The organism is Microbispora corallina (assembly GCF_016863035.1).
GTDB lineage: Bacteria > Actinomycetota > Actinomycetes > Streptosporangiales > Streptosporangiaceae > Microbispora > Microbispora corallina.
Genome location: NZ_BOOC01000051.1, coordinates 1 through 24,436 on the forward strand (window position 1 = coordinate 1; position 24,436 = coordinate 24,436).

22 protein-coding genes are annotated in these 24,436 nt (G+C 71.3%); 8 read left to right on the forward strand and 14 right to left on the reverse strand.

The genetic code is table 11. The features are described 5' to 3' along the window. The first annotated feature begins 362 nt into the window (after positions 1 to 362). Together Mco01_RS34900 and Mco01_RS34905 are read left to right on the forward strand one after the other, a co-directional pair. Positions 363 to 1,436, forward strand: coding sequence for an AI-2E family transporter (locus tag Mco01_RS34900; protein ID WP_239104141.1), 1,074 nt, complete (start codon positions 363 to 365; stop codon positions 1,434 to 1,436). Positions 1,437 to 1,491: 55 nt separating this feature from the next. Beyond that, on the forward strand, positions 1,492 to 1,902 hold the full coding sequence (locus Mco01_RS34905) for a hypothetical protein (protein ID WP_204061094.1): 411 nt from the start codon (positions 1,492 to 1,494) through the stop codon (positions 1,900 to 1,902). A 3-nt stretch (positions 1,903 to 1,905) separates the two neighbouring features. Here Mco01_RS34905 and Mco01_RS34910 read toward each other — a convergent pair whose 3' ends face one another. The 7 genes from Mco01_RS34910 to Mco01_RS34940 form a co-directional block, all read right to left on the reverse strand. Beyond that, the gene (locus Mco01_RS34910; protein ID WP_204061095.1) at positions 1,906 to 3,237 is read right to left on the reverse strand and encodes a hypothetical protein; all 1,332 of its coding nucleotides are present in this window, start codon (positions 3,235 to 3,237) and stop codon (positions 1,906 to 1,908) included. 286 nt (positions 3,238 to 3,523) lie between these two features. Then, entirely contained in the window at positions 3,524 to 4,996 is a 1,473-nt protein-coding gene (locus Mco01_RS34915) for a carbohydrate-binding protein (protein ID WP_204061096.1), read from the reverse strand. Positions 4,997 to 5,022: 26 nt separating this feature from the next. Next, positions 5,023 to 6,645 (reverse strand): chitinase, encoded by a 1,623-nt coding sequence (locus tag Mco01_RS34920; RefSeq protein ID WP_204061097.1) that lies wholly within the window; start codon positions 6,643 to 6,645, stop codon positions 5,023 to 5,025. 5 nt (positions 6,646 to 6,650) lie between these two features. Then, a complete protein-coding gene (locus tag Mco01_RS34925) occupies positions 6,651 to 7,994 on the reverse strand; it encodes a cellulose binding domain-containing protein (protein ID WP_204061098.1) in 1,344 nt (447 codons plus the stop codon). 365 nt (positions 7,995 to 8,359) lie between these two features. Next, on the reverse strand, positions 8,360 to 9,448 hold the full coding sequence (locus tag Mco01_RS34930; RefSeq protein ID WP_204061099.1) for a glycoside hydrolase family 18 protein: 1,089 nt from the start codon (positions 9,446 to 9,448) through the stop codon (positions 8,360 to 8,362). A 418-nt stretch (positions 9,449 to 9,866) separates the two neighbouring features. Then, positions 9,867 to 10,466: a hypothetical protein gene (locus tag Mco01_RS34935; protein WP_372445015.1), complete on the reverse strand. Its 600-nt coding sequence runs from the start codon at positions 10,464 to 10,466 to the stop codon at positions 9,867 to 9,869. Then, complete coding sequence (locus tag Mco01_RS34940) at positions 10,463 to 11,851, reverse strand: selenium-binding protein SBP56-related protein (protein WP_204061100.1); 1,389 nt, start codon at positions 11,849 to 11,851, stop codon at positions 10,463 to 10,465. The genes Mco01_RS34935 and Mco01_RS34940 overlap by 4 nt, the downstream gene beginning before the upstream one ends. Before the next feature lie 119 nt (positions 11,852 to 11,970). Between Mco01_RS34940 and leuE the strand changes: the two genes are divergently transcribed. After that, positions 11,971 to 12,642, forward strand: coding sequence for a leucine efflux protein LeuE (gene leuE, locus Mco01_RS34945; RefSeq protein WP_204061101.1), 672 nt, complete (start codon positions 11,971 to 11,973; stop codon positions 12,640 to 12,642). Positions 12,643 to 12,647: 5 nt separating this feature from the next. On the opposite strand, the gene Mco01_RS34950 is transcribed toward leuE, so the two are convergent. Then, positions 12,648 to 13,493 carry an LLM class F420-dependent oxidoreductase gene (locus Mco01_RS34950; RefSeq protein WP_204061102.1) on the reverse strand — a complete coding sequence of 282 codons (846 nt, stop codon included), beginning with the start codon at positions 13,491 to 13,493 and terminating at the stop codon, positions 12,648 to 12,650. A gap of 196 nt (positions 13,494 to 13,689) precedes the next feature. Between Mco01_RS34950 and Mco01_RS34955 the strand changes: the two genes are divergently transcribed. Then, entirely contained in the window at positions 13,690 to 14,331 is a 642-nt protein-coding gene (locus Mco01_RS34955; RefSeq protein WP_204061103.1) for a VC0807 family protein, read from the forward strand. A gap of 3 nt (positions 14,332 to 14,334) precedes the next feature. On the opposite strand, the gene Mco01_RS34960 is transcribed toward Mco01_RS34955, so the two are convergent. Beyond that, positions 14,335 to 14,796, reverse strand: coding sequence for a nuclear transport factor 2 family protein (locus Mco01_RS34960; RefSeq protein ID WP_204061104.1), 462 nt, complete (start codon positions 14,794 to 14,796; stop codon positions 14,335 to 14,337). Between the two features lie 55 nt (positions 14,797 to 14,851). Here Mco01_RS34960 and Mco01_RS34965 point away from each other — a divergent pair, with 55 nt between their 5' ends. From Mco01_RS34965 to Mco01_RS34980, 4 genes are all read left to right on the forward strand, one after another. Next, the gene (locus tag Mco01_RS34965) at positions 14,852 to 15,577 is read left to right on the forward strand and encodes an SDR family oxidoreductase (protein ID WP_204061105.1); all 726 of its coding nucleotides are present in this window, start codon (positions 14,852 to 14,854) and stop codon (positions 15,575 to 15,577) included. Positions 15,578 to 15,706: 129 nt separating this feature from the next. Further along, a complete protein-coding gene (locus Mco01_RS34970) occupies positions 15,707 to 16,651 on the forward strand; it encodes a DMT family protein (RefSeq protein WP_204061106.1) in 945 nt (314 codons plus the stop codon). Continuing rightward, a complete protein-coding gene (locus Mco01_RS34975) occupies positions 16,648 to 17,928 on the forward strand; it encodes a glycosyltransferase (protein WP_204061107.1) in 1,281 nt (426 codons plus the stop codon). Before Mco01_RS34970 ends, Mco01_RS34975 begins: the two co-directional genes overlap by 4 nt. Positions 17,929 to 17,981: 53 nt before the next feature. Then, entirely contained in the window at positions 17,982 to 18,854 is an 873-nt protein-coding gene (locus tag Mco01_RS34980; RefSeq protein WP_204061108.1) for a phosphotriesterase family protein, read from the forward strand. On the opposite strand, the gene Mco01_RS34985 is transcribed toward Mco01_RS34980, so the two are convergent. The 5 genes from Mco01_RS34985 to Mco01_RS35005 are packed head-to-tail and all read right to left on the reverse strand — an operon-like array spanning position 18,855 to position 24,379. Continuing rightward, the gene (locus Mco01_RS34985; RefSeq protein ID WP_204061109.1) at positions 18,855 to 20,249 is read right to left on the reverse strand and encodes an NAD(P)/FAD-dependent oxidoreductase; all 1,395 of its coding nucleotides are present in this window, start codon (positions 20,247 to 20,249) and stop codon (positions 18,855 to 18,857) included. Positions 20,250 to 20,304: 55 nt separating this feature from the next. After that, positions 20,305 to 21,090: an ABC transporter permease gene (locus tag Mco01_RS34990; protein WP_204061110.1), complete on the reverse strand. Its 786-nt coding sequence runs from the start codon at positions 21,088 to 21,090 to the stop codon at positions 20,305 to 20,307. Beyond that, a complete protein-coding gene (locus Mco01_RS34995) occupies positions 21,087 to 21,950 on the reverse strand; it encodes an ABC transporter permease (protein ID WP_204061111.1) in 864 nt (287 codons plus the stop codon). The genes Mco01_RS34990 and Mco01_RS34995 overlap by 4 nt, the downstream gene beginning before the upstream one ends. Then, a complete protein-coding gene (locus Mco01_RS35000; RefSeq protein WP_204061112.1) occupies positions 21,947 to 23,203 on the reverse strand; it encodes a polyamine ABC transporter substrate-binding protein in 1,257 nt (418 codons plus the stop codon). The genes Mco01_RS34995 and Mco01_RS35000 overlap by 4 nt, the downstream gene beginning before the upstream one ends. Before the next feature lie 27 nt (positions 23,204 to 23,230). Beyond that, a complete protein-coding gene (locus Mco01_RS35005; protein ID WP_204061113.1) occupies positions 23,231 to 24,379 on the reverse strand; it encodes an ABC transporter ATP-binding protein in 1,149 nt (382 codons plus the stop codon). Positions 24,380 to 24,436 lie beyond the last annotated feature (57 nt).

Genomic DNA, 24,436 nt, shown 5'->3' on the forward strand with positions numbered 1-24,436 from the left:
CCCGACTCGGACGACCGGTACAAACCGGGGCCTCAGCCGAACAGACACAGGGGCTGCCGGACGCGAACGCACGCCCACCACACAACCATCGAGATGATCGAGGAGAGGGGCGCCGAACCGCGCCGACACGACAAGATTACCAGGCCTGGAACACCACCAGACCCAACAAGCGAACAACGCCCCTCAAGCCAGCTCTATTCCCCCAGGTCGCCCGTGTGGGGACAACCGGGACAAGCCGGGGACGCGAGGGAGTCCAACGGACCGCGGGCGCGATTCATTCCCCGGCTCCGCCGACTCGGGCGACGGCAGGCACGGGCCATGCTAGGACTGGTCCAACCTCCTAGAAAGGGTAGGAACGGGACGTGATTCAGCAGGGGTTCCCTCGCGCCCTGGTCGTTCTCCTCGGCTCCGCCGCCGCCGTCGTCACGCTCGCCGGCATGCAGGCGGTCGGCTCCATCCTCGGCCCGGTCCTGCTCGCCCTGACGCTCGTCATCGCGGTCTCGCCGCTGCGCGGCTGGCTGGCCAGGCACCGGGCTCCTGTGTGGGTGCAGGTGGCCGTTCCTCTGGCGGTGGTGCTGATCGTCCTGCTCGGCATGGTCGCGATCCTCACCTTCGCCGCCGCACAGGTCGCGATCCTCGCCCCGACATACGCCACGCAGTTCAACGCGATGGTGGCGGATCTGCAGCGCTGGGCCGCGGGTCTGGGCTACGGGAGCGAACAGCTGAACAAGGCGCTGGCGTCGTTCGACGCGGGCAAGGTGATCGGGCTCGCGCAGAGCGTGCTGAGCAGTCTCCTCGGCGTGCTGTCGAGCCTGTTCCTGATCGTGGTGCTGCTGCTGGCGATGAGCCTCGACGCGCCGGTGTTCGCCCGGATCGTGGACGCCGCCGCCGTCGAGCGCCCCGCCATGGCCCGCGCCCTCATGACGTTCACGGACAAGACGCGCCGCTACCTGATCGTGTCGACGATCTTCGGCCTGATCTGCTCCGTCCTCGACATCGCGGCGCTGTACGTGCTCGGCGTTCCGCTCCCCCTGCTGTGGGGGGTGCTCGCCCTCATCACGAACTACATCCCGAACATCGGCTTCGTCCTCGGCCTGATCCCGCCCGCCCTGCTGGGCCTGCTGGAGGGCGGCCCGAAGACGATGCTGCTGGTCATCGCCGCCTATCTGGCGATCAACGTGGTGATCCAGTCGTTCATCCAGCCCAAGTTCCTCGGGGACGCCGTGGGGCTGTCGACCACGGCGACGTTCCTGTCCCTGATCATCTGGGCGTGGGTGCTGGGGCCGCTCGGCGCGCTGCTCGCCATTCCGCTGAGCCTCCTCGTCCGCGCCCTGCTCATCGACAGCGACCCGGCCGGGGCCTGGGCCGCCGCCCTCATCTCGGGGCGGCTTCCGGACCGGGGCGGGACGCCCGCGGAGGGCAAGGGAACCGAGTAGCCGCCGTACGCGCGCCGCGGCGGGCGGGCGGCGGCGCGGCGTTAGTCTCGGTGACATGCGGCGATGGGACGTCGACGAGCGCGGGACGGGCATCGCGGACGGGTCAGCGATGGAGCCTCAGGTGACCGCCCTGCTCGACGCGATGCGGCGGGACGGCTGGGTCACCGAGCAGCCCGAGGTGCATTTGCTCCCCCACCTGCGGCGGGCGTGCGGCTCGGAGTGGCTCCTGATGGGCGAGCGCCTCCTCGACGACGGGGTCTACGAGGTGACGGTGTCGCTGTCCGGCGACAGGGAGGGCGTCCACGTGCACCGCGAGGTGGTCCGCCTGTTGTCCGCCGTCGCCGAGCCGGCCTTCTACGTACGGCAGGCCGGGCCCGGCGTGTTCGAGTGCGTCACCGGCGTCCTCGACGGCGACCCGCCGGGCTTCAAGAGCCACGGACATCTGGTGCGCCTCATCGTGACGTAGCGGTCAGGGGTTCCCCACCGGGACGGGCGTGCTGCGGACGCTCGTCTGGCCGGAGTCCAGCGGACGCGTGCGCCGCCACGGGAGCGCCGCGGCGAGGAGCGGCAGGACCAGCAGCGAGCTCAGCGCCCAGGGCGAGTGCAGCTCGTACCACTTCGGCCCGGGGAACTGCGTCAGCACCAGGTAGCCCACGGACGCCCACAACGTGCTGCCGATGATCGCGGGCCACGCCCATCGAGTCGGCCGGGCGACCAGGAACGGCATGAACCACATCAGGTACTGCGCGCCGAGGCGCGGCGTGAAGATCATGAACGCCAGCAGGATCGCGATCGTGACGTCGATCGGGTCGGCCTTGCGCCACCAGATGAGGCAGGCGGCGACGGCTGCGTAGATGAGGTACTGGCCGATCCTGGCCGGGGCCGGGTCGAGGTTCCAGTTGCCGCCGCTCACCAGCGTCGTCCAGCCCCAGTCGCCCGTGATGGGGCGCACGTCGCTCGGCCGCAGGCCGATCGTGTTCAGCACCTCGGGCAGCTTGTTCCAGTCGGTGAACCCGGCGACCGGCAGCGTCAGCAGGAAGAACACGGGCGGGACGCCGGTCGCGACGAGCGAGACCACGCGGGAGCGCAGGCCCGGGAGCAGCATCAGCATGGCCGGCACCAGGATGACCGGCCAGCTCTTGGCGCACAGGGCGAGCCCCATCAGCAGCCCCGCGCCCAGGGCGCGGGCGGTCGCCGCCCGGTCCTCGTCCAGCGGGTGGGTGAACCGGCGCACGAAGTCGCGGGGGCTGCGCCACGGCAGCGTCGCCGGGGGCCGCCAGCCCTCCGGCCCGCGGGCCACGACGTACGCGGCGACGGCGAACACGAGCGAGACCGGCTCGACCTGGCCGTGCACGCTCGCCACGAGGATGGCCAGGGGGTTGCACGCGTACTGGAAGGCGCGCAGCCGCGCGGTTGGGCCGCCGGCGAGCCTGCCCACGAGCGGGATCAGCACGATGTCGGAGACCACGGTCACCAGCCTCCCGGCGACCGCCCAGGGGATGTGCAGCCAGAGCAGCAGGCCGTACACGTAGGGGATCGTGGGGAGGAAGTGCCAGCCGCCGTTGCTCTCCAGCACGGGGTCGCGGTGGTCGAGGATCGCCTGCCCGGCCGGCTGGAAGCTGTTGACGTAGTCGACGGGCTGCCAGGTGTCCCTGGCGGAGAGCACGAGGATGAGCACACGGACGCCGATGCCGACGGCGAGCGTGACGGCGAGCGTGGGACGCCAGCCCTTCCACTGCGCCACGATGGCGAGCACGACGCCTGCGGCGAGGACGAGGGCTGTGGGGATCGCGTAGTCCATGACGATGTCAAGAGTGCCCGACAAACCTGGGAAGAGGCGACTTGACATCAGATTTCTTGCCTAACGGTCGCAATCGGTTACGCTCCGCGCTATCCTGACCACGCAGCGTAACAAACAGGAGACCTCGATGAAGATTCGCCTCTGGACGACCCTCGCCGTCGCCATGTTCGTGGGCATGCTGATCGGACTGCTCGCCCCCACGCGAAGTGGCGGCCGACACGACAGGTAGGGGGGCGTACCTGCCGGGCCGGCCGCCGGCTCATTCACGGACCTCGGAGGCGGAGCGTCAGAAGCCCGCGGTCACCTTGGTGAAGTCCCAGTCGGACTGGGCGATGCCGCTGCAGTTCGAGACGACGCCGCCGCCGGCGCAGCCGCGGTCACGGTTCACGGCCCAGAAGGCGAGCCGGCCGAGGCCCTTCGACTTGGCGTAGTCGCGGATCTGCGTCCACGTGGCCACCGAGGTGAGCTCCTGCTGGTCGGACAGGCCGTTCATGCCCGAGATGCCCATGTGCGCGTACGCCGTGGCGTCCGACCAGCCCCACGCCGACTTGAGGGCGTTCTTCAGGCCCTCGGCCGCGTTGACCGTGCTCTGGTACATGTTCGCGCCGCCGCCGAAGTCGAACGGCATGATCGTGTAGTTGTCGATGTTGACGCCGAGCGCCTTCGACTGGTTGATCAGCCGGGTGCCGTAGTAGGTCGGCCCGGTGGTGCTGGTGCCGAAGGTGACGACGACCTTGACGTTCGGGTTGTTCTGCTTGACGATCTTCAGCCCGCCGAGGATGCGGTCCTGGACGGCCTCGTTCTCGAACTCGTCGGTGTTCTCGATGTCGAAGTCGACGGCGGCCGGGTTGTAGGCGTTGATCACCTGCTGGACGGCCGAGGCGAACGCCGACGACGACGAGCAGTTCGGGCCGAGCTTGTTGCCCTGCCAGCCGCCGAACGAGATCTGGACGTTGCCGCCGGCCGCCTTGATCTGGGAGATCGCGCTCGCGTCGGCACCGCCGGTCAGCGGGCGGGAGCCGTCCCACGCCGGGGTGCAGCCGCCGCCGGAGAGCATGAACGCCATCGTGAACGCCTTGATGCCGGTGGCGCTCATGACCGTGGCCGGGTTCGGCGGGTTGCCCCAGCCCTCGTAGAGGTACGGCGCGCCGGGAAGCTTGCCGCCCCCGCCGCCGGTGCAGCCCGAGGTGCTGCCGGTCGCGGACCCGCTGGCGACCGACTCGCCCTTGGAGTTGTACGCCTTGATCGTGTAGGTGTGCGTGGTGCAGGTGCCGAGCCCGGAGATCGTCGCGCTGGTCCCGGTGACCGTGGCCACCACGCTGGAGCCCTCGTAGACGCGGTAGCCGGTGACCGTGCCGCTCGACGCCGACCAGGACAGCGAGATCGACGAGTTCGTGGTGCCGGTGACGCTCGGGGTGCCCGGCTTGCCCGGCGTCCCGGCGGTCGGCGTCGGGGTGGGGGTCGGCGTGCCGCCGCCGGAGACCGGCTTCCACAGGGCCGGGACGTTCGGCGGCTCCCAGCCGGTGAGGGAGGTGTGGGCCTGGATGCACTCGTAGTCGACGCCGTTGTACGTCACCCGGGCGCCGATGGCGTACCAGGTGTTCGGCGCCCACGCCGGGTAGGCGAGCATGACCAGGCCGGCCGGGGCCGCGGACGCCGAGGCGCCGGAGGTGCCGGCGGCGATGCCGGCCGCGGCCATGGTGAGGGAGGCCAGGACGGCCACGGCCGCCCGGACACCGGTGGTGAACCGGAGTTTCATCGAACCTCGCAGGGGGTGGGGGGTGGTCAGCCGAGGGAGTTGAGGTACGCCCGGTGGCTGCGGGAGAACTCGAAGTTGTTGAACTTGTCCCAGTTCACGGACCACGCCATCAGGCCGCGCAGTCCCGGGAAGACGCCGTGCGGACGGTAGGAGCCGCAGCCCGTCCCCTTCGCCAGGCAGCCGAACGCGCTCTGCACGTCGGCGACGGTGGTGAAGCCGTTCCCGGCCCAGGGAGCGGCGGGCAGGCCGATCGCCACCTGGTCGGGGCGCAGCGCGGGGAAGGTCGCCCCGCCGGCCACGGGGAAGCCGGTGAGCAGCATGTCGGTCATGGCGACGTGGAAGTCGGCCACGCCCATCGTGTGGTACTGGTTGTCCAGGCCCATGATCGGCCCCGAGTTGTAGTCCTGGACGTGCAGCAGGGTTAGGTCGTTGCGGAGCGCGTAGATCACCGGCAGGTAGGCGCCCGACCGCGGGTCGGCCGAGCCGTTGGGGCCGGGACCGTAGAACTGGTAGCCGAGCTGGACGAAGAACGTCTCCGGGGCCATCGTCAGCACGAACCTGGCGCCGTACCTGGCCTTGAGCGTCCTGAGGGCGGAGATCAGGTTCACGATCACGGGGGTGGTCGGGTTCCTGAAGTCGGAGTCGCCCGCGTTGAGCGACAGCGAGTGGCCCTCGAAGTCGATGTCGAGGCCGTCGAGGCCGTACCTGTCGATGATGGCGCCCACCGACTGGACGAACGTGTCGCGGGCGGCGGCCGTGGTGAGCTGGACCTGCCCGTTCTGGCCGCCGATCGAGATCAGCACCTTCTTCCCGGCCGCCTGCTTGGCGCGGATGGCCGCGATGAAGTCGGCGTCGCTCTCGACGTTCGGGCACTCGGAGGCCGGGCACCGGGTGAACCGGATGTCGCCCGAGGTCACCGAGGTGGGCTCGCCGAAGGCGAGGTCAATGACGTCCCAGTCGTTCGGGACGTCGGCCATCCGGACGTAGCCCGAGCCGTTGGCGAACGAGGCGTGCAGGTAGCCGGTCAGCAGCCGCTTGCCGCCGGGAGGAGGCGTGGGAGTCGGGGTCGGAGTCGGCGTGGGGGTGGGGGTGGGGGTCCTCGTCGGGGTGGGCGTGGGGGTCGGGGTGGGGGTCGGCGTCGGTGAGGGGCTCGATCCGCCGGGGCCGTCGAGCACGACGTCGTCGGCGTAGTAGGCGCCCTGGCCGTACCAGCCGTTGACGTAGACGGTCACGCTCGTGGTCGACGACCCGGTGGTGAACGACGTGGTCAGCTGCTTCCACGTCGCGCCCGGCGTCGCCCAGGTCTGCGCGTCCGACGTGCCCGTCCCCGTCGCGCCCAGGAACACGTACGCGCCCTGGACCCAGGCCGACAGCGCGTACGTCGTGGACGGCTTCACGGCCACGGTCTGCTGGCAGCGGGCGTAGTCACTGCCGACCGGCGTCGCCGTCAGCGCGCGCGTGCCGCCGTGCACCGGGCCGGCCACCGCCTGCGCCCCCGACGACGCCGAGCACGTCCATCCCGTCAGCCCCGACTCGAACCCCGGATTTCCGAGGATGTTGGCCGCGGACGCCGTGCCGGTCAGCGCGCCGGTGAACAGCCCCGCGGCGGCGAGGGACGCCACGGCGCCCAGCCCGATCGTTCTCTTCATGGAGGTCATCCCGTGTACGAAGCGAAGATCTTGGAGAACTCGTACGGCGACTGGGCGATGTTGGTGCACATGTAGAGGGCGCCGGTGCAGGCGTTGCGGTCGCGGGTGAGCTCCCAGAAGGCCAGCAGGCCGAGATGCCTGCCCTTGGCGAAGGTCACGAGCTGGCGGGCGTCGTCCTGGTTGTAGACGTGGCCGTCGTCGTTCTGGCCGAGCATCGGGGTGACGCCGACCATCCGCCACACCTGCGCGTCGGACAGGCTCGGGTAGAGGGTCTTGAGCTGGGCGAAGGTGCTGTTGGCCGCCTGCACGGCCGCGTCCCCGTAGTCGACGGACTGGTAGTAGTCCATGGCCATGACGTTGACCGCGTCGAGGGTGACGCCGGCGTCCCTGGCGGACTTCACGACGTTGACCCCGTCGGCCGTGAGGCCGTTCGGCAGCACGGGGAGCGTGAGCGAGACCTTGAGGTCGGGGTGGGCCTGCTGGAGCCTCGCCAGGGCCTGCGACCTGCGGGCGATCGACGCCGGCTCGGCCGAGGCCGACCCCTCGATGTCGAGGTCGATGTACTTCAGCCCGTACGCGTTGACCACCGCGTTGTACTCGTTGTACAGCGAGGTCACGTCGCCGCAGGCCTGGGCCAGCTCGATGCCGGTGGCGCCGCCGAAGGAGATCTTCACGTCGCCGCCGCCCGCCCGGATCGCGTCGATCTGGTCCTTGGCCCACTGCTGCCGGGGGTCGTACGCGTTGAACCACATGGCCTTGCAGCCGGAAGCCGTGATGAAGGCGAGGGTGAAGTTCTTGAGGCCGGAGGCCGAGGCCATCGCGGTGAGGCTCGGGGTCGGCCAGGAGCCCATGTCGACGTACGGCGCGGTCCTGATCGAGCCGGGGTTGGGCGGCGGCGCGGTGGGCGACGTGGAGGGACTGGGCGACGGTGAGGGCGAGGGCGACGGAGACGGGGAGGTGCCGCCGGCGCACGAGCCGCCGTTCAGCGTGCAGTTCGCCGGGACGGCGGCGCCGCTGTTCACCCAGCCGAACGTCGTCGAGGCGCCGGGGGCCAGCGAGCCGTTGTACTCCCGGTTCTTGAACGTGTAGTGGTTGCCGGACTTCGTCATCAGGGCGTCCCAGTAGGACCCCACCGACGACCCCGAGGCCAGGTCGAACTCCACGGTCCAGCCGGAGATCGCCGACGTCCCGGTGTTGGTGATCGTGTATCTGGCCTGGTAGCCGGAGCCCCAGTCGGAGTCCTTGGAGAAGACCGCCTTGGCGGTGGCGGCCTGGGCCGGCAGGGCGACGAGCGCGAGTGCGACCGCGGCGAGCGCCACGAGAGCACGCCAGACGAACCTGATCTGCATGTCACAACCTCGTGTGGGGGGTGAAGGGGGAGGTCATGGATCCGTACGGCTGACGCCTGACGGAGGCGGCCGATGGAACGGCGCCAGCCGTACGGCACTCGAGGGCGTCTGGTGACGGGACGCAGGATCGGGTGAAAGGCTATTACTTTTAGGAAAGTTTCCTAAGAGTTGTTCGGATCGTAGCCCCAGGGAACACGGTCCACAAGGCCCAAACCGAAGGTGTTTCTGACGGCCTCTGTCAGGCCAGGTCAGGGCCGCCGCACGGGTTACGGCGGCGTTGCGTGACGGATCGGGGACGGCGCGGGGTCAGCGGAGAGCGCCGGATTTCAGGAGGACGCGTCGGGTCGGAGGCGCGAGTGCCGCGGTCACAGGAGGACGGCGCCGTCGCGGACGGCGTGCACCCCCGCGCCCTGGACGTTCTCGAAGTCGACGAGGGCGGCCATCCGGTCGAGGTCGAAGCCGGCCTCGATCTTGCCGGGGTCCGCGGGCACGTACGCGGTGAGCAGGTAGTGCCGCCCGTCCGCCTCGCCGAGCGCGTCGAGCTGCGCGCGGAACTCGGCGAGCAGCGCGACCAGGTCGCGTCCGTCGTCGGGGCTCACGTGGTTGCCGGCGTGCCCCTCGGAGCCCGGCCACTCCCAGTCGACGTCGATGCCGTCGAACACGCCGGCCGCGCTCCCCGGGCCGCCCCGTCCGCCGGCCACGGGCAGGTCGCCCCTGATGTAGACGTCCAGGCAGGACCGCACGAACCGCTGCCGGCTCGCGGGCGTCCGCGCCGCGTCGGAGAAGTACTTGGAGTAGGTCCAGCCGCCGATCGAGATGAGGACCTTCAGCCCGGGGTGACGGGCCTTGAGCTTCCTGAGCTGGTTGAAGTTCCCGGCGAGGGCGGCGTCCGGCGGGTCGGCGAGACCGTCGACGGACTCGGCGGCCGAGAAGCCCCTGAGGTAGTCGGCCCAGGCGTCGCCCGCGCCGTCGCCCTGGTCGGGGTCCTCGGTATCGGGCCGGGCCGGCGCCGTCACCCCGCTCAGGCAGGTGAGCGAGTCGGGGTCGATGTTGGCGAAGGCGTAGTTGAGATGGGTCAGCCGGGAGGCGGTCCCGCTGGTCTCCAGGCTCCTGACCGTGTCGGTGGCGCCGTAGGCGCCGCGCTGGGCGAGGTAGCCCACCTTCACCGGCCGCCGCGTCACCGAGGGGGTGAGGCTGGGGGCCGGCGCCGGGGTGACGGTCACGGTGACCGTCACGACCGGGTCGGGGGCCGGTTCCGCGGCGGCCGCCGGCTGGACGACCGGCGGGGCGGCGGGGCCGGGGGCCCGGCTCGCCCGGGTCACCAGCAGCGTGCTCCTCGCGGCCGGCTCGGCGGTCTCCGTCGCCCGGGCCGGCTCGTACCACGCGACGAACAACGAGAACAGCACGGCGGCCAGGACCACGGCCGCGAAGGCGCCACGCGTGATCGCTTCCATGGGGATGGCTCCGGATATGCGGGCGCCCCTTGACGGGACGCGAGTGAAAGGAGAGGAATGTTGGGGGAGCGTAACGGCGTCCGCGCCAGGCCAACAAGGAGCGCAACCTTAACGGCGGATTAGCCCTGGCTCATGCCGCAGCAGGGCACGTTCCACGCCGCAGGTGTGATCCGCGTCACACCCGCCCGGCATGCAACTTTCATGAAATGCCAGGCCCGCGGCCTCCGGGCGCCGCCGCCCGTCCAGGCGGCGGCGAGCCTCGCGTAGCGGCCGCCGAGCCGCGGCGGAGGCCAACCTCGCGCGGCGCACGCCGAGGGGCGCGGCGCGGAGCCCGGCCCGGCGCACGCCGAGGGGCGCGGCGCGGAGCCCGGCCCGGCGCACGCCGAGAGCTGCGGCGGCCGAGGACTACCGGGAGGGCTCACATGGCCCCGACGAGTGTGAACACCCCCGCCCCTACCAGGGCGAAGGCCCACATCTTGTCCAGGTTGAACCATGCCCGGCGCAGGACGGCCACGCCGAGGAACTCGTAGACGGCCAGGGCCACGGCGGTCGCCGTGACGAACATGGCGAGCGTGTGGACGCCGGCCACGAACATCCCCCCGGACAGGGCGTGGCCGTGGTGGCCGGCCGGGATCCGGGTGAGCACCGGCAGCAGCATGAGGCCGGCCCCGTGCACCGACGACATGAGGAACGACCAGGCCGCGAGCTGCGGCAGCGACAGCCGCATGCCCACCCAGCGGAAGTGCCGCCGGGCGAGCAGGTGCCACAGGCCGAACCCGACGAGCACGACCCCCGACCCGATCGCGAGTGCCGTGCCCGTCACGACCGAGCCGGTGGCGCTGACGACGAGGACCACCAGCGCCACTGACGCGAGATGCCCGAGCGCGATCACCGGGAGGGACTGCAGCAGCAGGTCGCGGCTGCGCTCCTGCAGCCCCCGGGCGACGGCGAACAGCCAGCCCATCGCGGGGTTGATCCCGTGGAACGCCCCGAGCAGGATGACGGCGGTCAGGGTCACGGGTAGCAGTAGGAGTCGGAGGACGCGTCGCCGCCCTGCAGCCGGGTCTGGTGCGGGCGAAGGCCGCGGAAGTCGTCGCCGTGCGGGAAGAAGCGCTCGTCGAGCGTGAAGCCGTCCGCGTCGACCTTCGCCATCCAGGCGCCCACGCCGTCGGGGTAGAACTGGTCGTCCCAGGAGCCGTACAGCGAGTTGGTCACGTAGACCCGGCGGCCGTCGCGGCTGACCTCCACCATCTGCGGCCCGCCCGCGAGGCGCTCGGACGGCGCGGCGGGGTGGGCGGCGCGGCGCACGATGCCGCCGAGGTGGACCGATCCGATCTCGACCGGCTTGAACGGGTCGGACACGTCGAACTGCTTGAGCTCGCCGGTCCCCCAGCACGACACGTACAGCCGCTGGTCGTCGACCGACAGGTCGATGTCGGTGACGAGCGGCGGCACCGCGCCGAACGGCTTGAGCACGTCGGGCAGGTCGTCGGGCGAGGCGGGCTCGGCCGGGATGTCGATCACCTTCCGCACCGCCCAGCGGCCGCCCTCCTCGTACCAGAGCCAGACCGAGGCGGACAGATCCTCGACGCTGGTCACGACGCCGACGAAGCCGTACTTCTTCGTGGGGTCGTGGGCCGGCCGCAGCTCCAGCGGCATCTGGTACTGGTCGCCGAGGTCCACCTCCTGGACGTGGCGCCTCCTGCGCAGGTCCCAGAAGTGCAGCCGGTGGCCGTACTTGCGGCCGAGCAGCAGCTCCCCCACGACGCCGTCCTCGATCATGGACGGGGTGCCCCACTCGGACGTCACGAGCACGTCGTGGTTGATGTGCCACCAGAAGTCGTACGCGAGGTACTGCGGGCCGCGGTCGACCTCCCACCGGCCGAGGACCTCGAACGACGTGTGGTCGAGGATCGCGATGCCGCCCGGGCCCTCCTCGCCGTACCCGCCGAGCGCGGACACGTACAGGCCCTCCGGGCCGCAGTGGACGGTGTGCGGGCGGGAGTAGCCGGCCCGCTTGCCGAGGTCCTCCGCCTCGATGACCTTGACCAGCTCCGGGCTCACCCGGTCCTTCGTGTCGTACACGTAGATCCGGGACGACCGCAGGCCGGGGACGATCAGGTAGCGCCGCTCCACGTGGGGGTGCGGGGCGTAGGGGCACAGCGCGCTGCTGCACGCGTTCCACCCGAAGTGGTGCAGCTCGTCACCCGTGTACGGCAGATCGGTCCAGCCGACGACCTGCCCGTACGAGGACGAGCCGGGGTCGGTGTCGAGCACGGCCAGCGCGTCGGGCCGCTCGGCGGAGCGGTCGAAGGCGGCCACATACGCGAGCGTCTCCGGCGGGGCGGTGGCGGCGTCCCGGGGCGAGGGGTAGAACGTGGGATCCGGCGTCCAGAGGGTCATGCGCCCAGGATCTTCCTTCTTTTCCCACCAGGTCAATAGGTATCTCACGCCGATAACATGCTGCGACCACGCTCTGTGAGGCGCTATAACAAGAAATATCGGCTTTTGCGGGAGCGGGCATGTTCTTTGGCATCACCAACATCTGGACCTATGTGATCGGCTCGTTCCTGATCATCCTGTTGCCTGGGCCGAACTCTCTGTTCGTGCTCTCCACGGCCGCCCAGCGGGGCGTGCGGCAGGGGTACCGGGCGGCCAGCGGGGTCTTCCTGGGCGACTCCGTGCTGATGTTCCTGTCGGCCGCCGGGGTCGCGTCGCTGCTCAAGTCGACGCCGTTCCTGTTCTCGCTGGTCAAGTACTCCGGCGCGGCCTACCTCGCGTGGATCGGCTTCGGCATGCTCCGGTCGGCGTGGCGCTCGCTGCGCTCGTCGCGCCGTCCCCGGCCGGAGGGCGCGCAGGCCGAGCAGGCCGAGCGGGAGGCGCCCGCGCCGGGCAGCCCGTTCCGCAAGGCGCTCGCCGTCAGCCTGCTGAACCCGAAGGCCATCTTGTTCTTCGTGGCGTTCTTCGTGCAGTTCGTCGACCCGTCGTACGGCGCCCCGGCCCTGTCGTTCCTGATCCTCGCCCTGATCGTGCAGGTGTTCAGCTTCGCCTACCTGACCACGCTGATCTTCGGCGGCACGTTCCTGGCCGACCACTTCCGGCGGCGCCGGGCGCTGTCGGCCGGGCTGACGACGGGCGTCGGCGCCCTGTTCCTCGGGTTCGGCGCGAAGCTCGCCACCGCCTCCCTCAGCTAGGGGCGTCACTCCCCTCGGTATTCGGCCAGCGCCTCCTCGAACGCGTCCATCGCGCGCTCGATCCGGCCGAGGCCGGCGGAGGGGAGCCAGGCCATGACCCGGGAGACGCCGGCCCTCTCGCACTCCTCCAGCACGCGCGGGTCGGACGGGACGGACAGCAGCATCACCTCGACCCGCCTGCCCTCCTCCTCGGCCAGCCGGAACAGCTCGGCCGCCCGGTCGAGCACGCCGGGGCCGTAGTTGGGCAGCCACGCGTCGCCGTAGGCGAGCACCCGCTCGAACACCCGCCGGCCGGTGCCGCCGACCAGGATCGGCGGGTGGGGCCGCTGGGCCGGTTTGGGCCACGACCAGATGGGGTCGAACGACACGTACTCGCCGTGGTAGGAGGCCTCCGGCCGGGTCCAGATCGTCCGCATCGCCTCGATGTGCTCGCGCATCACGCCGAACCGGCGGCGGAAGTCCACGCCGTGGTTGGCGGTCTCGGGGGCGTTCCAGCCCGCCCCCACCCCGAACTCGAACCGGCCCCCGGTGAGGTCGTCCACGCTGGCGACGGTCTTGGCCAGGCCGATCGGCTCGTGCTGCGGGACCAGGCAGATGCCCGTGCCCACGCGCAGCCGGGTGGTGACCTGGCCGGCCGCCATGGAGGCGACGAACGGGTCGTAGGTGTGCCAGTACTTGCGCGGCAGGTCGTCGCCCCGCTCGTCCGCCGGCACGTCGCGGTCCACGGGCACCGGGATGTGGGTGTGCTCGGTGAACAGCAGGGCCTGGTGGCCGCGCTGCTCCACGAGCCGGGCCAGCGCGTCCGGGCGGACCGAATCATGGGTGGCGAAGTAGCCGAATCCTGAGTCCATCCGGCCACCGTAACCTCGACGCTCATGCCGCACCGGCATTGGCGGCGCGCGGCGTCCGCGGATCGGCTTCGGATCCCGGACCCTTCAGGTACGGTAGGCGACCGACGACATAGGCCTCCTCGGGCGTTTTCGGTAGCTGCGTCCGGGTAGGCGTGCCGAATCCGTCGTCGGTCCCTCGCCGGCCGCTTGGAGTGTCATGAACCACACCCCCTTCGCCCTGCCCAGGCTCACCGCGATGATCAAACAGGCGGTGCCCCGGCTCCTCGAAGGCGTGGTGGCCCCCCTGGCCGTCTTCTACGCGGCGCTCGCCATCCTCGGCCTGGACGGCGCCCTGGTCGCCGCCGTGTCGTGGGTGTACCTCGGGCTGCTGTGGCGGCTGGTCCGCCGCCGTCCGGTGCCGGGCACGATGGTGCTGGCCGCCATCGCGATCACCGTGCGGGCCGCGCTCGGCCTGTGGAGCGGCAGCGCGGTCGTGTACTTCATCCAGCCCGAACTCGGCACGATCTGCATCAGCATGGCCTTCCTCGCCTCGGTGCGGCTGCGCCGCCCGCTGGTCCAGAAGCTCACGCTCGACTACATCCACCTGCCGTCGTTCGTGTTGCGGCACGAGCGGGTCCGCCGGTTCTTCGCCCGCATCACGCTGCTGTGGGCGTTCGTGCTGCTGACCAACTCGACCGTCAGCATCTGGCTGCTGCTCCACCAGTCGATCGGGACGTACCTGCTGGTCAGGACCACGGCGGTGGCCGTCATCAGCGGCCTGGCCTTCCTCGGCTCGGCGTGGGCCTTCCGCCGGGTCCTCAAGCGCCTGCACGCCGAGGCCCCGGCGATCACGAGCTGACCGTCAGCCCTCGAGCGCGTGGGTGCGGACGGCGTCGTCGCCCCGCGTGTGGCGGGCCTCGAACGTCAGGCCGGTCACCTTCCAGCCCTCCGCCCGGCGGGCGAGGCGGAGGCGGTAGACGCCCCAGACCTCCCACATGCCGCCGCCGAGCCCGGCGTCGAGCAGGTTGTAGGCGTACCCCTTCGCGGTGACCCCGGCCTCCGCGCCGTCCACGGCGATGGCCAGGTTGCTCACCGTGTGGAAGCTCTGCTTGCGGGCGTGCAGCCCGGTCCGCCACCCGTCGACAAGCTGGGCGGAGGTGATCCTGGCCGGCTCTCCCCCGTTCAGACTCGTGAAGTCGGCGTCCACCTCGTCGTCGAACAGCGCCTGGCACACCGGCCAGTTCTTGGCGTCCACGGTGTCGAAGACGGCGGTCACGACGTCGGCGATCTCTGCACGGTCCACCAGAGCGGCGATCTCATCCATGCGGTTCACTATGCCGCACGTCACGGGCGGGCGGGGCCGTGATAAGGAGGACGCCATGGGAACAGCACTGGTCACCGGCGCCTCACGAGGTCTGGGCGCCGCCATCGCCGAGCGGCTCGCGGCCGACGGATGGCACGTCGCCGTCAACTACGCGCACGACACCCGGGGCGCGACCGCCGTCGTCGAGCGCATCGAGGCGGCCGGGAACACCGCCCGCCTCGCCCGGTTCGACGTGACCGACGAGGAGGCCGTACGGCGGGGCATCGCCGAGATCGGGCCGATCGACGTCGTGGTCAACAACGCCACCGGCCCGCAGCCGCTGATGCCGGTCGACAAGCAGACCTGGCAGGACCACCTCGACCAGCTGGTGTTCTTCGTCAAGGCGCCGCTGCTGATCCTGCAGGCCGTGCTGCCGGGCATGCGGGAGGCCGGCTCCGGCCGGATCGTCAACGTCGGCAGCGAGGTGACCGACCTCGGCAACGCGGACTACGGGCACTACGTGTCCGCGAAGGCCGCCATGCACGGCCTGACCCGCTCGTGGGCCCGCGAGCTCGGGCCGTACGGCATCACGGTGAACACGGTCGAGCCGGGCTGGATACCGGTCGAGCGGCACGCCGAGGTCCCCCCGGAGGACTACGACGCGTACCTGCGTGATCTTCCCCTGGCGCACATGGGCGTGCCGGTCGACGTCGCCGAGGCCGTGGCGTTCCTCGCCTCACCCGGCGCCCGTTTCGTCACCGGGCAGCGCCTGGCCGTCAACGGCGGCAAGACGATGACCTGATTCCCCCCACCCAGATATCCCCCTCCGAATACCGCGCTGCGCCATTAGTCCCGCGTTCCGCCTCCCGACGCCCGCCTGAGGCGTTCCGGCCACGACGCCATGCCTTCATTCAGGTGAAGGGAGGCGGGGATGACGGCGCTCGCGGCAGGACTGGCGTTGCTCGGGTCGCTGTTCTTCGCGACCGGGGCGGCGCTCCAGCAGTACGAGGCGGCCCGCTCGCCCGGGGCCGGGCTCGGCGCGCTCCTGCGCCGCCCGCGCTGGCTCCTCGCGGCGGCCTCCATGACGGCGGGCGGGGCCCTGCACATCGGCGCGCTCCGCGTCGGACCGCTGACCGTGGTCCAGCCGATGGGGGTCGCCGCCCTCCTGTTCGCCCTGCCGATCGCCGCGGCGCTGCACGGCCGCAGGGTGGCGCGGGCCGAGATCGCCGCCGCCGGCATGGTCGCCGCCGGGCTGGCCGGCATCGTCCTGCTCGTCCCGGCCGCCGTGCCCTCACCCGCCCTGGACGGCGCGGAGGCCGCCGGCATGCTCGCGGCCGCCGCCCTCACCGCGCTCGCGTGCCGCGCCCTCGCGGCCCGCGCCGCCGCCCCCGCCCGCGCCGCCCTGCTGGCCGTCGCCGCGGGCGTCCTGTACGGCAGCGCCGCGACGCTCGTCCGGGTGCTGGCGGAGGCGCCCGGCCTGAACCTGTGGCTGCTGGCGGTCGTGCCGTTCCCCGCCGTCGCGGCGCTGGCGCTGCTCCAGCGCGCCTACGCCTGCGGCCACTTCGGCGTGGCGTTCGCCTCCGTCCAGCTGGCCGACCCGCTCACCGCCGTCGCCTGCGGCGCCCTGCTCCTCGGCGAGCCCCTCCCCGCCAGCCCGGCCGTCGCCACCGCCGCGGGGCTGCTGGCCGCGGCCGGCACCGTCGCGCTCGCCCGTACGGCCACCGGCGCGGGCCCCGGCGCCACGACACCGCGCGCCACGACACCCCTCGCCACCACCGCGGAGACCGCCGTGACCGGGATGGTCTCCACCTCCGCGGCCTCCGCGGCCGCCACCGCCTCCATGAGAACCCCCCCTCGTGAGATCGGAGCCCGATGAACGCCCTGCCGCTGAGATCCGCCCCCGCCGCCCCGGAGGCCCTGCCCGGCGCCCCCGTGGAGGAGCCGCCCGCCCTGGCCGTCGCCGGGGCCCGCGTCCCGCGGCTCCGGGTCCTGATCGCCGGCGACACCTACCCGCCCGACGTGAACGGCGCCGCCCACTTCACCCACCGCCTGGCGACCGGTCTGGCGGCCCGGGGCGGTCAGGTGCACGTCGTCTGCGCCTCCCCCGAGGGCCCGGCCCGTACGGAGACCGGCGACGGAGTCGTGGTCCACCGGATGCGGTCGGCCCCGCTGCTCGTCCACCCCACGATGCGGGTCAGCCTGCCCGCCGGGCTCGGCCGCGCCCTGGCGGGGCTCATCGCGCGGGTGCGCCCGCAGGTCGTCCACGTCCAGGGACACTTCGTGGTGGGCCGCGCCGCGGTCCGGGCCGCGCGGGCGGCCGGCCTCCCGGTGGTCGCGACCAACCACTTCATGCCGGACAACCTGTTCCAGTTCGGCCGCGTGCCGGCCCGCCTGCGCGGGCGTGCCGGGGACCTCGCGTGGCGCGACCTCATCCGCGTCTTCGCCCGCGCCGACCACGTGACCACGCCCACCCGCATCGCGGCGGGGCTGCTGCGCGACAAGGGCCTCGCCTGCGACGTGGAGGCCGTGTCCTGCGGCATCGACCTGGAGCGGTTCCGGCCCCAGCCGCGGCCGTGGGCCCGGGAGTGGGCGTTGCGCCGGTTCGGCCTGCCCGACCGGCCCACCGTGCTGTTCGTGGGCCGCCTGGACGAGGAGAAGCGCCTGGAGGACCTCGTGCTGGCGCTCCCCCACGTGCTCAACCACGTCGACGCCCAGGCGGTGATCGCCGGGACGGGCGGGCGTCGGGCCGGCCTGGAGCGCCTGGCGGCCCGGGTGGGGGTGGGCGACCGCGTGCGCTTCCTCGGGTTCGTCCCCGACGACGAGCTCCCCCGGGTGTACGCGGCGGCCGACGTGTTCGCCATGCCGGGCGTCGCCGAGCTGCAGAGCATCGCCACCCTGGAGGCCATGGCCAGCGGGCTGCCGGTCGTCGCGGCCGACGCCATGGCCCTGCCGCACCTCGTCGCCGGCAACGGCCGCCTCTACCGGCCGGGCGACGTCCAGGCGATGGCCCGGCACCTGACGACCGTGCTGACCTCGGACGGCCTGCGGGCGGAGATGTCGGCCGTCAGCCTGGCCATGGCCGCCGGGCACGACCACCGGCGCTCGCTCGCCCGGTTCGAGGAGATCTACCGCGAACTCGCCGCCGAACAGTAAAGAATCATGCGAATCACGTGCGGTTTCGGCAAAAAATCGGTTAATGTCCGTTCATGTCCGGCGCTTATTTCCCCCGCATCCAGACCGTCACCGGAGCCCTGCCCGTGGCCGAGATCGACGGTCCCGTGCTGCCCCAGGAGCATCTGCGCAGCGACACCCGGTGGGGGATCGGCGTCGAGTCGGATCCCCATCGGTGGATCGACGAGGAACGGTACGTCCTGGAGGAGATCAGGGCGCTGGGCCGCGAACACGCCCTGGGCCTGGTCGTCGAGCACAGCTGCGCCGGGCTGGCCCGCGACCCCGCCGCCCTCGCGCGGGTGGCCATGGCGGGCCGGGTCCCCGTGGTCGCCGCCACCGGGTTCGCCCCCGAGCCGTTCGCCGGCGACCTGATCCGGCGCTACAGCGTGGAGGACCTCACGTCCGACCTGCTGCACGAGATCGGCGCCGGGCTCGACGGCACCGGCGCGCGGCCCGGCCTCATCGTGGCGTCGGCGTGGGGCGAGGTCCCCACGCCCGCCGAGGAGCGGGCCGTCACGGCCGCCGCCCGGGCGTCGCTGCGGACGGACCTGCCGGTGGCCACCGGCGGCCTCGAACTGCTTGAGCTGCTGCTGTCGCAGAACGTGCCGCCCCGGCGGCTGAGCGCCCGCACGGCCGACCCGCTGGCACAGCGGAAGATCGCCGAGACCGGCGCGTACGTCAGCGTGTGCGAGGTCGAGGACGTCCTCGCCCTGCTGGACGCGGGACACGCCGAGCGGGTGCTGCTCAGCAGCGGCGTGACACGGCGCGAGCACCTGGCCGCCTACGGCGGGCACGGGTACGGCCGGCTCTTCGCGACACTCGTGCCGGGCCTGCGGGAGGCCGGGGTCGAGGAGGACGTGATCGGGCTCGTCACCCACGACAACCCGCTGCGCTGGCTCGCGGGATAGTCAGGAGTCGAAGCCGAAGCCCATCGCGTCGAGCATGCGCAGCCAGGCGTTGCGGCGACCCTGGTGGGCGTCGGCGCGGACCATCGACCAGCGGGTGAACTGGACGACGCCCGACCTGACCGGCTCGGGCGGGAACGGCATGGGCTTGTCCCTGACCATCCGCAGCGACGTGCGCTCGGTCGGCCGCCCGTCCAGCAGGTCGAGCATCACGTTCGCGCCGAACCGGGTGGCGCCGACCCCGAGGCCGGTGTACCCGGCGGCGTAGGCGAGGCGCGAGCCGTACGCCGTGCCGAAGAAGGCGCTGAACCGGCTGCACGTGTCGATGACCCCGCCCCAGCGATGGGTGAAGCGCACGCCGTGGAGCTGGGGGAACGTCTCGAAGAAGTGCCTGGCCAGCTTCTCGAACGTGGCGTCCCGCTGGTCGTACTCCGGCCGGACCAGGCCGCCGTTGTGGTAGACGGCGTCGTAGCCGCCCCACAGAACACGGTTGTCGTCGGTCAGCCGGTAGTAGTGGAACTGGTTGCCCGAGTCGCCGACGCCCTGCCGGTTGCGCCATCCGAGGGCGGCCAGCTGGACGGCGGACAGCGGCTCGGTCATGAGCGCGTAGTCGTAGACCGGGATGAGGAAGTGCCGCAGCCGGCGCAGCAGCGGGGGGAACGCCCCGGTGCCGAGCGCCACCCGGCGGGCCCTGACGGAGCCCAGGGGCGTGCGCAGCTCCAGCAGCCGCCCGCCGTCGCGCAGCGACCGGACCGGCGTCTCCTCGGCGACGCGGACGCCGAGGCGCACGCAGGCGTCCCGCAACCCCCAGGCCAGCCGGGCGGGGTCGACCATCGCCACGCCCTCGCGGTCCCACAGGCCGCCGAGATACGTCGGGGAGTCCAGCTCCGCGCGCACCCGATCGGCGTCGAGCCGCTCCAGCCTGCGGCCGAGCGACGCGGCGACCGCCGCCTCCTCGTCGAGCCCGGCGAGCTGCCACTCCTCGGTGGCCACGCGCAGCTCGCCGGTGCGCTCGAAGGAGCAGTCCACGCCGTGGCGGGCGAGCGACGCCTCGATCTCGTCGAGGTTCTCCCGCCCCAGCCGCTCCAGCGCGGCGATCTCGTCCGGCCAGCGCTCCAGCCCGTTGCCGAGGCCGTGGGTGAGGCTGGCCGCGCAGAACCCGCCGTTGCGGCCGGACGCGGCCCACCCGGTGTGCCCGCCCTCCAGCAGGACGACGTCGAGCGAGGGGTCCCGCTCCTTGGCCATCAGGGCCGTCCACAGCCCCGTGAAGCCGCCCCCGACGACGGCCAGGTCGGCGGTGACGTCGCCCACGAGCCGCGGCAGCGGCTCGGGCGCGATCGGACGGTCCAGCCAGTACGGCTTGCGCTCCGCGTCAGCGAGCGCCTTCAGCGGACCCACGCATTCCACATCCCTTGCAGATCCCGTACAGATCCCGTGCAGGTGCCGTGCCGGGTCAGGCGCGGCGGCGGGCGGCGAGGCCGTTCACCACAGCGATCAGCACGCCCGCCGCGAAGATCAGCGTGCCCATGACGTTCACCTGCGGCGGGATGCCGACGCGGGTGGCGCCCCAGATCCACAGCGGGAACGTCACGGTGCCGCCGGAGTTGAAGTTGGTGATGACGAAGTCGTCGATGGACAGGGCGAAGGCCAGCATCGACCCGGCCAGCACACCCGGGAAGATCATCGGCAGCGTCACCAGCCGGAAGGTCTCCCAGGTGCCGGCGCCGAGGTCGCGGGCCGCCTCCTCCAGCGACCGGTCCAGCGTCATGACCCGCGCCCGGACCGTCACGGCCACGAACGAGATCGAGAACATGACGTGCGAGATCACGATCGTCCAGAAGCCCAGCGGCACGGCGAACGTCACGAACAGCGACAACAGCGAGGCGCCCATCACGATCTCGGCGCAGGAGATGGCCGCGAACAGGACGAGGTTCGTCGCCCCGGCCCCGCGGAAGCGGTAGCGGCCGAGCGCGAGCCCGATCAGCGACCCGAGCACCCCGGCGATCACCATGGTCAGCACGGCGATCACCAGCGAGTTCACCAGGGCCCTGGTCAGGTCGTCGATCTCGAACAGCTTGCCGTACCACTTCAGGGTGAAGCCCTGCCAGGAGGTGTTGAACCGGCCGTGCGTGTCGTTGAACCCGAAAAGGATCATGACCGCGATCGGCAGCACCAGCCAGGCGATCACCAGCCAGGTGTAGACCTGGAGGCCGCGGCCCCTGAACAGGCCCCTGCTCATCGGGCGGCCACCTCCAGCACGTCGTCGGTGCCGAGCGCCCGCGCGTAGACGAAGATGCCGACCAGCAGCAGCGCCATCAGCGTGAACGACAGCGCCGAGGCCGTCGGGTAGTCCTGGTTCACCAGGAACTGGTTCTGGATCACATTGCCGATCATGGTGTTGCCGGTGCCGCCAAGGACGGAGGCGTTGACGTAGTCCGACGTCGCGGGCACGAACGTCATGAGCACGCCGGCGAACACGCCCGGCATCGACAGCGGCAGCACCACCCGCAGGAACGTCTGCGTCCTGCCGGCGTACAGGTCCTGCGCCGCCTCCAGCACCCGCGGGTCGATCCGCTCCAGCGCCACGTAGATCGGCAGCACCATGAACGGCAGGAAGTTGTACGCGAGGCCCCCGATGACCGCGACGCTGGTCGCCAGGATGTGGAAGTCCTGCGGGACCAGCCCGGCGCTCTTCAGCGGCCCGAGCAGCAGCCCGTTGTCCGACAGGAAGAACTGCCAGGAGATGGTCCGCAGCACGAACGACACGAGGAACGGCAGCAGCAGCAGGAACAGGTAGACCGACTTGCGGCTGCCACCCCTGAACGCGATCCAGTACGCCACCGGGAAGCCCACGATGATCTGGATCACGGTCGCGGCCAGGCCGTAGAGGACGGACCGGATGATCTGGTCGTGGAAGTTGGCGATGCCGTCCACGTAGCTGTGCCAGTTGAAGGTGAACGCGAACCCGTTCACCACGTCGCCCGACTGGAGCGACAGCGAGAGCATGACGATGGTCGGGACGACGAAGAAGATCGCGAGCCACAGACCGCCCGGGAAGATCAGCGCGTACGGCGTGAGCGCCGCCCTGAGTCGGTTCATGACGTGGTGATGGCCTGGAAGGTGCTCTCGAACTGCTTCTGCTCCGCCGAGTCCTTGAAGACCTTGTAGCTGCGCAGCTTCGACAGGTCGGCGTCGGAGGGGAACACCAGCGGGCTCGCGGCGACGTCCTCCAGGAGCTTCTTGTCGTCCCCGCTCGCCTTGCCGGCGTCGGCGGCGATGACGTCCTTGGCGCCGGGGACCGGGGTCACGTAGTTGATGTACTCGGCCAGGCGCGCGGCGACGTTCACGTCGTAGAAGAAGTCGATGAGCGTGATCGCGTCGACCGGGCTGGAGGCGGTCTTCGGGATCATCATGTTGTCCGTCCAGATGGTCGCGCCCTCCTGCGGGATCACGAACTTCAGGTCGGTGCCGTCGGAGACGTTCTTCTGGAAGATGTCGCCCGACCAGGCCATCGTCAGCCAGATGTCGCCCTTGCTCAGCGGGTCGACGTAGGACTGGTCGTAATACTTGCGGACGATCCCGGAGTCGCGCTGCTCCTTGAGCTTGGCCGCCGCCTTCTCCCAGTCGGCCGGGCCGGACTTGTCCGGGTCGATCCCCAGCGCGAACAGGCCGAAGTTCGCGATCTCCTGCGAGTCGGACATCATGCCGACCTTGCCCTTGTACTTCGGGTTCCACAGGTCGGCCATGCTGGTCGGCGGGGTGTCGACGTACTTGGGGTTGTAGGCGATGCCCGTCATGCCCGACGCCCACGGCACGCTGTAGACGTTGCCCGGGTCGTAGGCCTCGTTCTTGTACCGCTCCCCCGCGTTCGCCGTGTAGTTCGGCAGCTTGGAGTGGTCGAGCGGCACGAGGTACCCGAGCTGGACGAGCTGGGTGAACTGGATGCCGTTGGTGACCACCATGAGGTCGTAGCCGATGGACTGCCCGGCGGCGAGCTGCGGCTGGATCTTGGCGAACCAGCTCGCGTTGTCCTGGATGACCTCCTTGTAGGTCACCGTGATCCCAGTCTGCTTGGTGAACTGCTGCAGCTCGGGGTGCTTGGGGTCCATGTAGAGGGGCCAGTTGGCGAAGTCGACGTGGCCGGTCTTGGCCTTGCCCGCCCAGTACTTCTCCACCTCGGACTGGGCCTGGGCGGAGGAGGTCGGCTTGGCCACGCCCTTGCCCTGGACGCCGCAGGCGGCGAGCGCGAGGCCGGCGGCGGACATGCCGGCCAGGCGGAAGGCGTCCCGGCGGCCGAGACGGCGCTGGGTCGAGCCACGGAGGAAGGCGGGATCGCGCCTGAAGTCGTTCATGGGGTTCGTGCTCCGGGGGTGTCGCGGTTAGCGCAGTTCGTAGGAGTGCCGGGGCTGCCAGGACAGCCACACCGTGTCGCCGCGCTCGGCGGTGATGGTGCTGTCGTGGGCGTTCTGCTCGAACACGGTGATCTCCGCGCCGTCCGCGAGGACCACCAGGTAGCTGTTGTACGTGCCGAGGTAGACGACCTCGGAGACGGTCCCCCGCACGACGCTCAGGTCGCCCGCGGGCTGCTCCTTGGTGATCGTGATCTTCTCGGGCCGCACGGTGAGGTCGACGGTGTCGCCGGCGGAGACCGTCCCGTCAACGGGGATGACGATCCGGTCGCTCGGCCCGAGGGCCAGCACGGCGGTGTCGCCGGACACCGTCTGCACGGCGCCGCTCAGCAGGTTCGAGGTGCCGATGAACCCGGCGACGAACTTCGTCGAGGGCCGCTCGTAGATCTCGCGGGGCTCGGCCAGCTGCTCGACCAGGCCGTCGTTCATGACGGCGATGCGGTCGCTCATCGTGAGCGCCTCGCCCTGGTCGTGGGTGACGTAGACGAACGTGATGCCGACCTCGCGCTGGATGCGCTTCAGCTCGATCTGCATGGCCTGGCGGAGCTTGAGGTCGAGCGCTCCCAGGGGCTCGTCGAGGAGGAGCGCGCGGGGGCGGTTGACCAGGGCGCGCGCGAGCGCGACCCGCTGTTGCTGACCGCCGGACATCTCCTTCGGGCGGCGCTTCTCCCGGCCCACGAGGTCCACGACCTCGAGGATCTCGCCGACGCGACGCCTGATCTCTGCGTCGGGCACCTTCCTGCGCCTGAGTCCGAACGCGACGTTGTCCCAGACGTTCATGTGCGGGAACAGCGCGTAGGACTGGAAGACCATGTTCACGTCACGCTTGTTCGGGGGGACGCTCGTGACGTCCTCCCCATGGAGCCTGACGACGCCCCCTGTGGGGTCCTCGAACCCGGCGATCATCCGCATGCTGGTGGTCTTGCCGCAGCCCGACGGGCCGAGGAGGGAGAAGAACTCGCCCTCCGTGATGGCGAGGCTGACGCCCTTGACCGCCCTTACGACCTCACCGTGCGAGACATACTCCTTGACGACGTTGTCGAGCTCGATGGCGGGCACGTCCTGTGATACGGGGGCAGCCTCGACGGCTGCCCCCGCGCCCGCCTGGATTTCTGTCATTCCAGGCTTATCCCTCTTTATCAATAGGTCCGGGGCCGGCTCTGCCTCGCCCGCCGA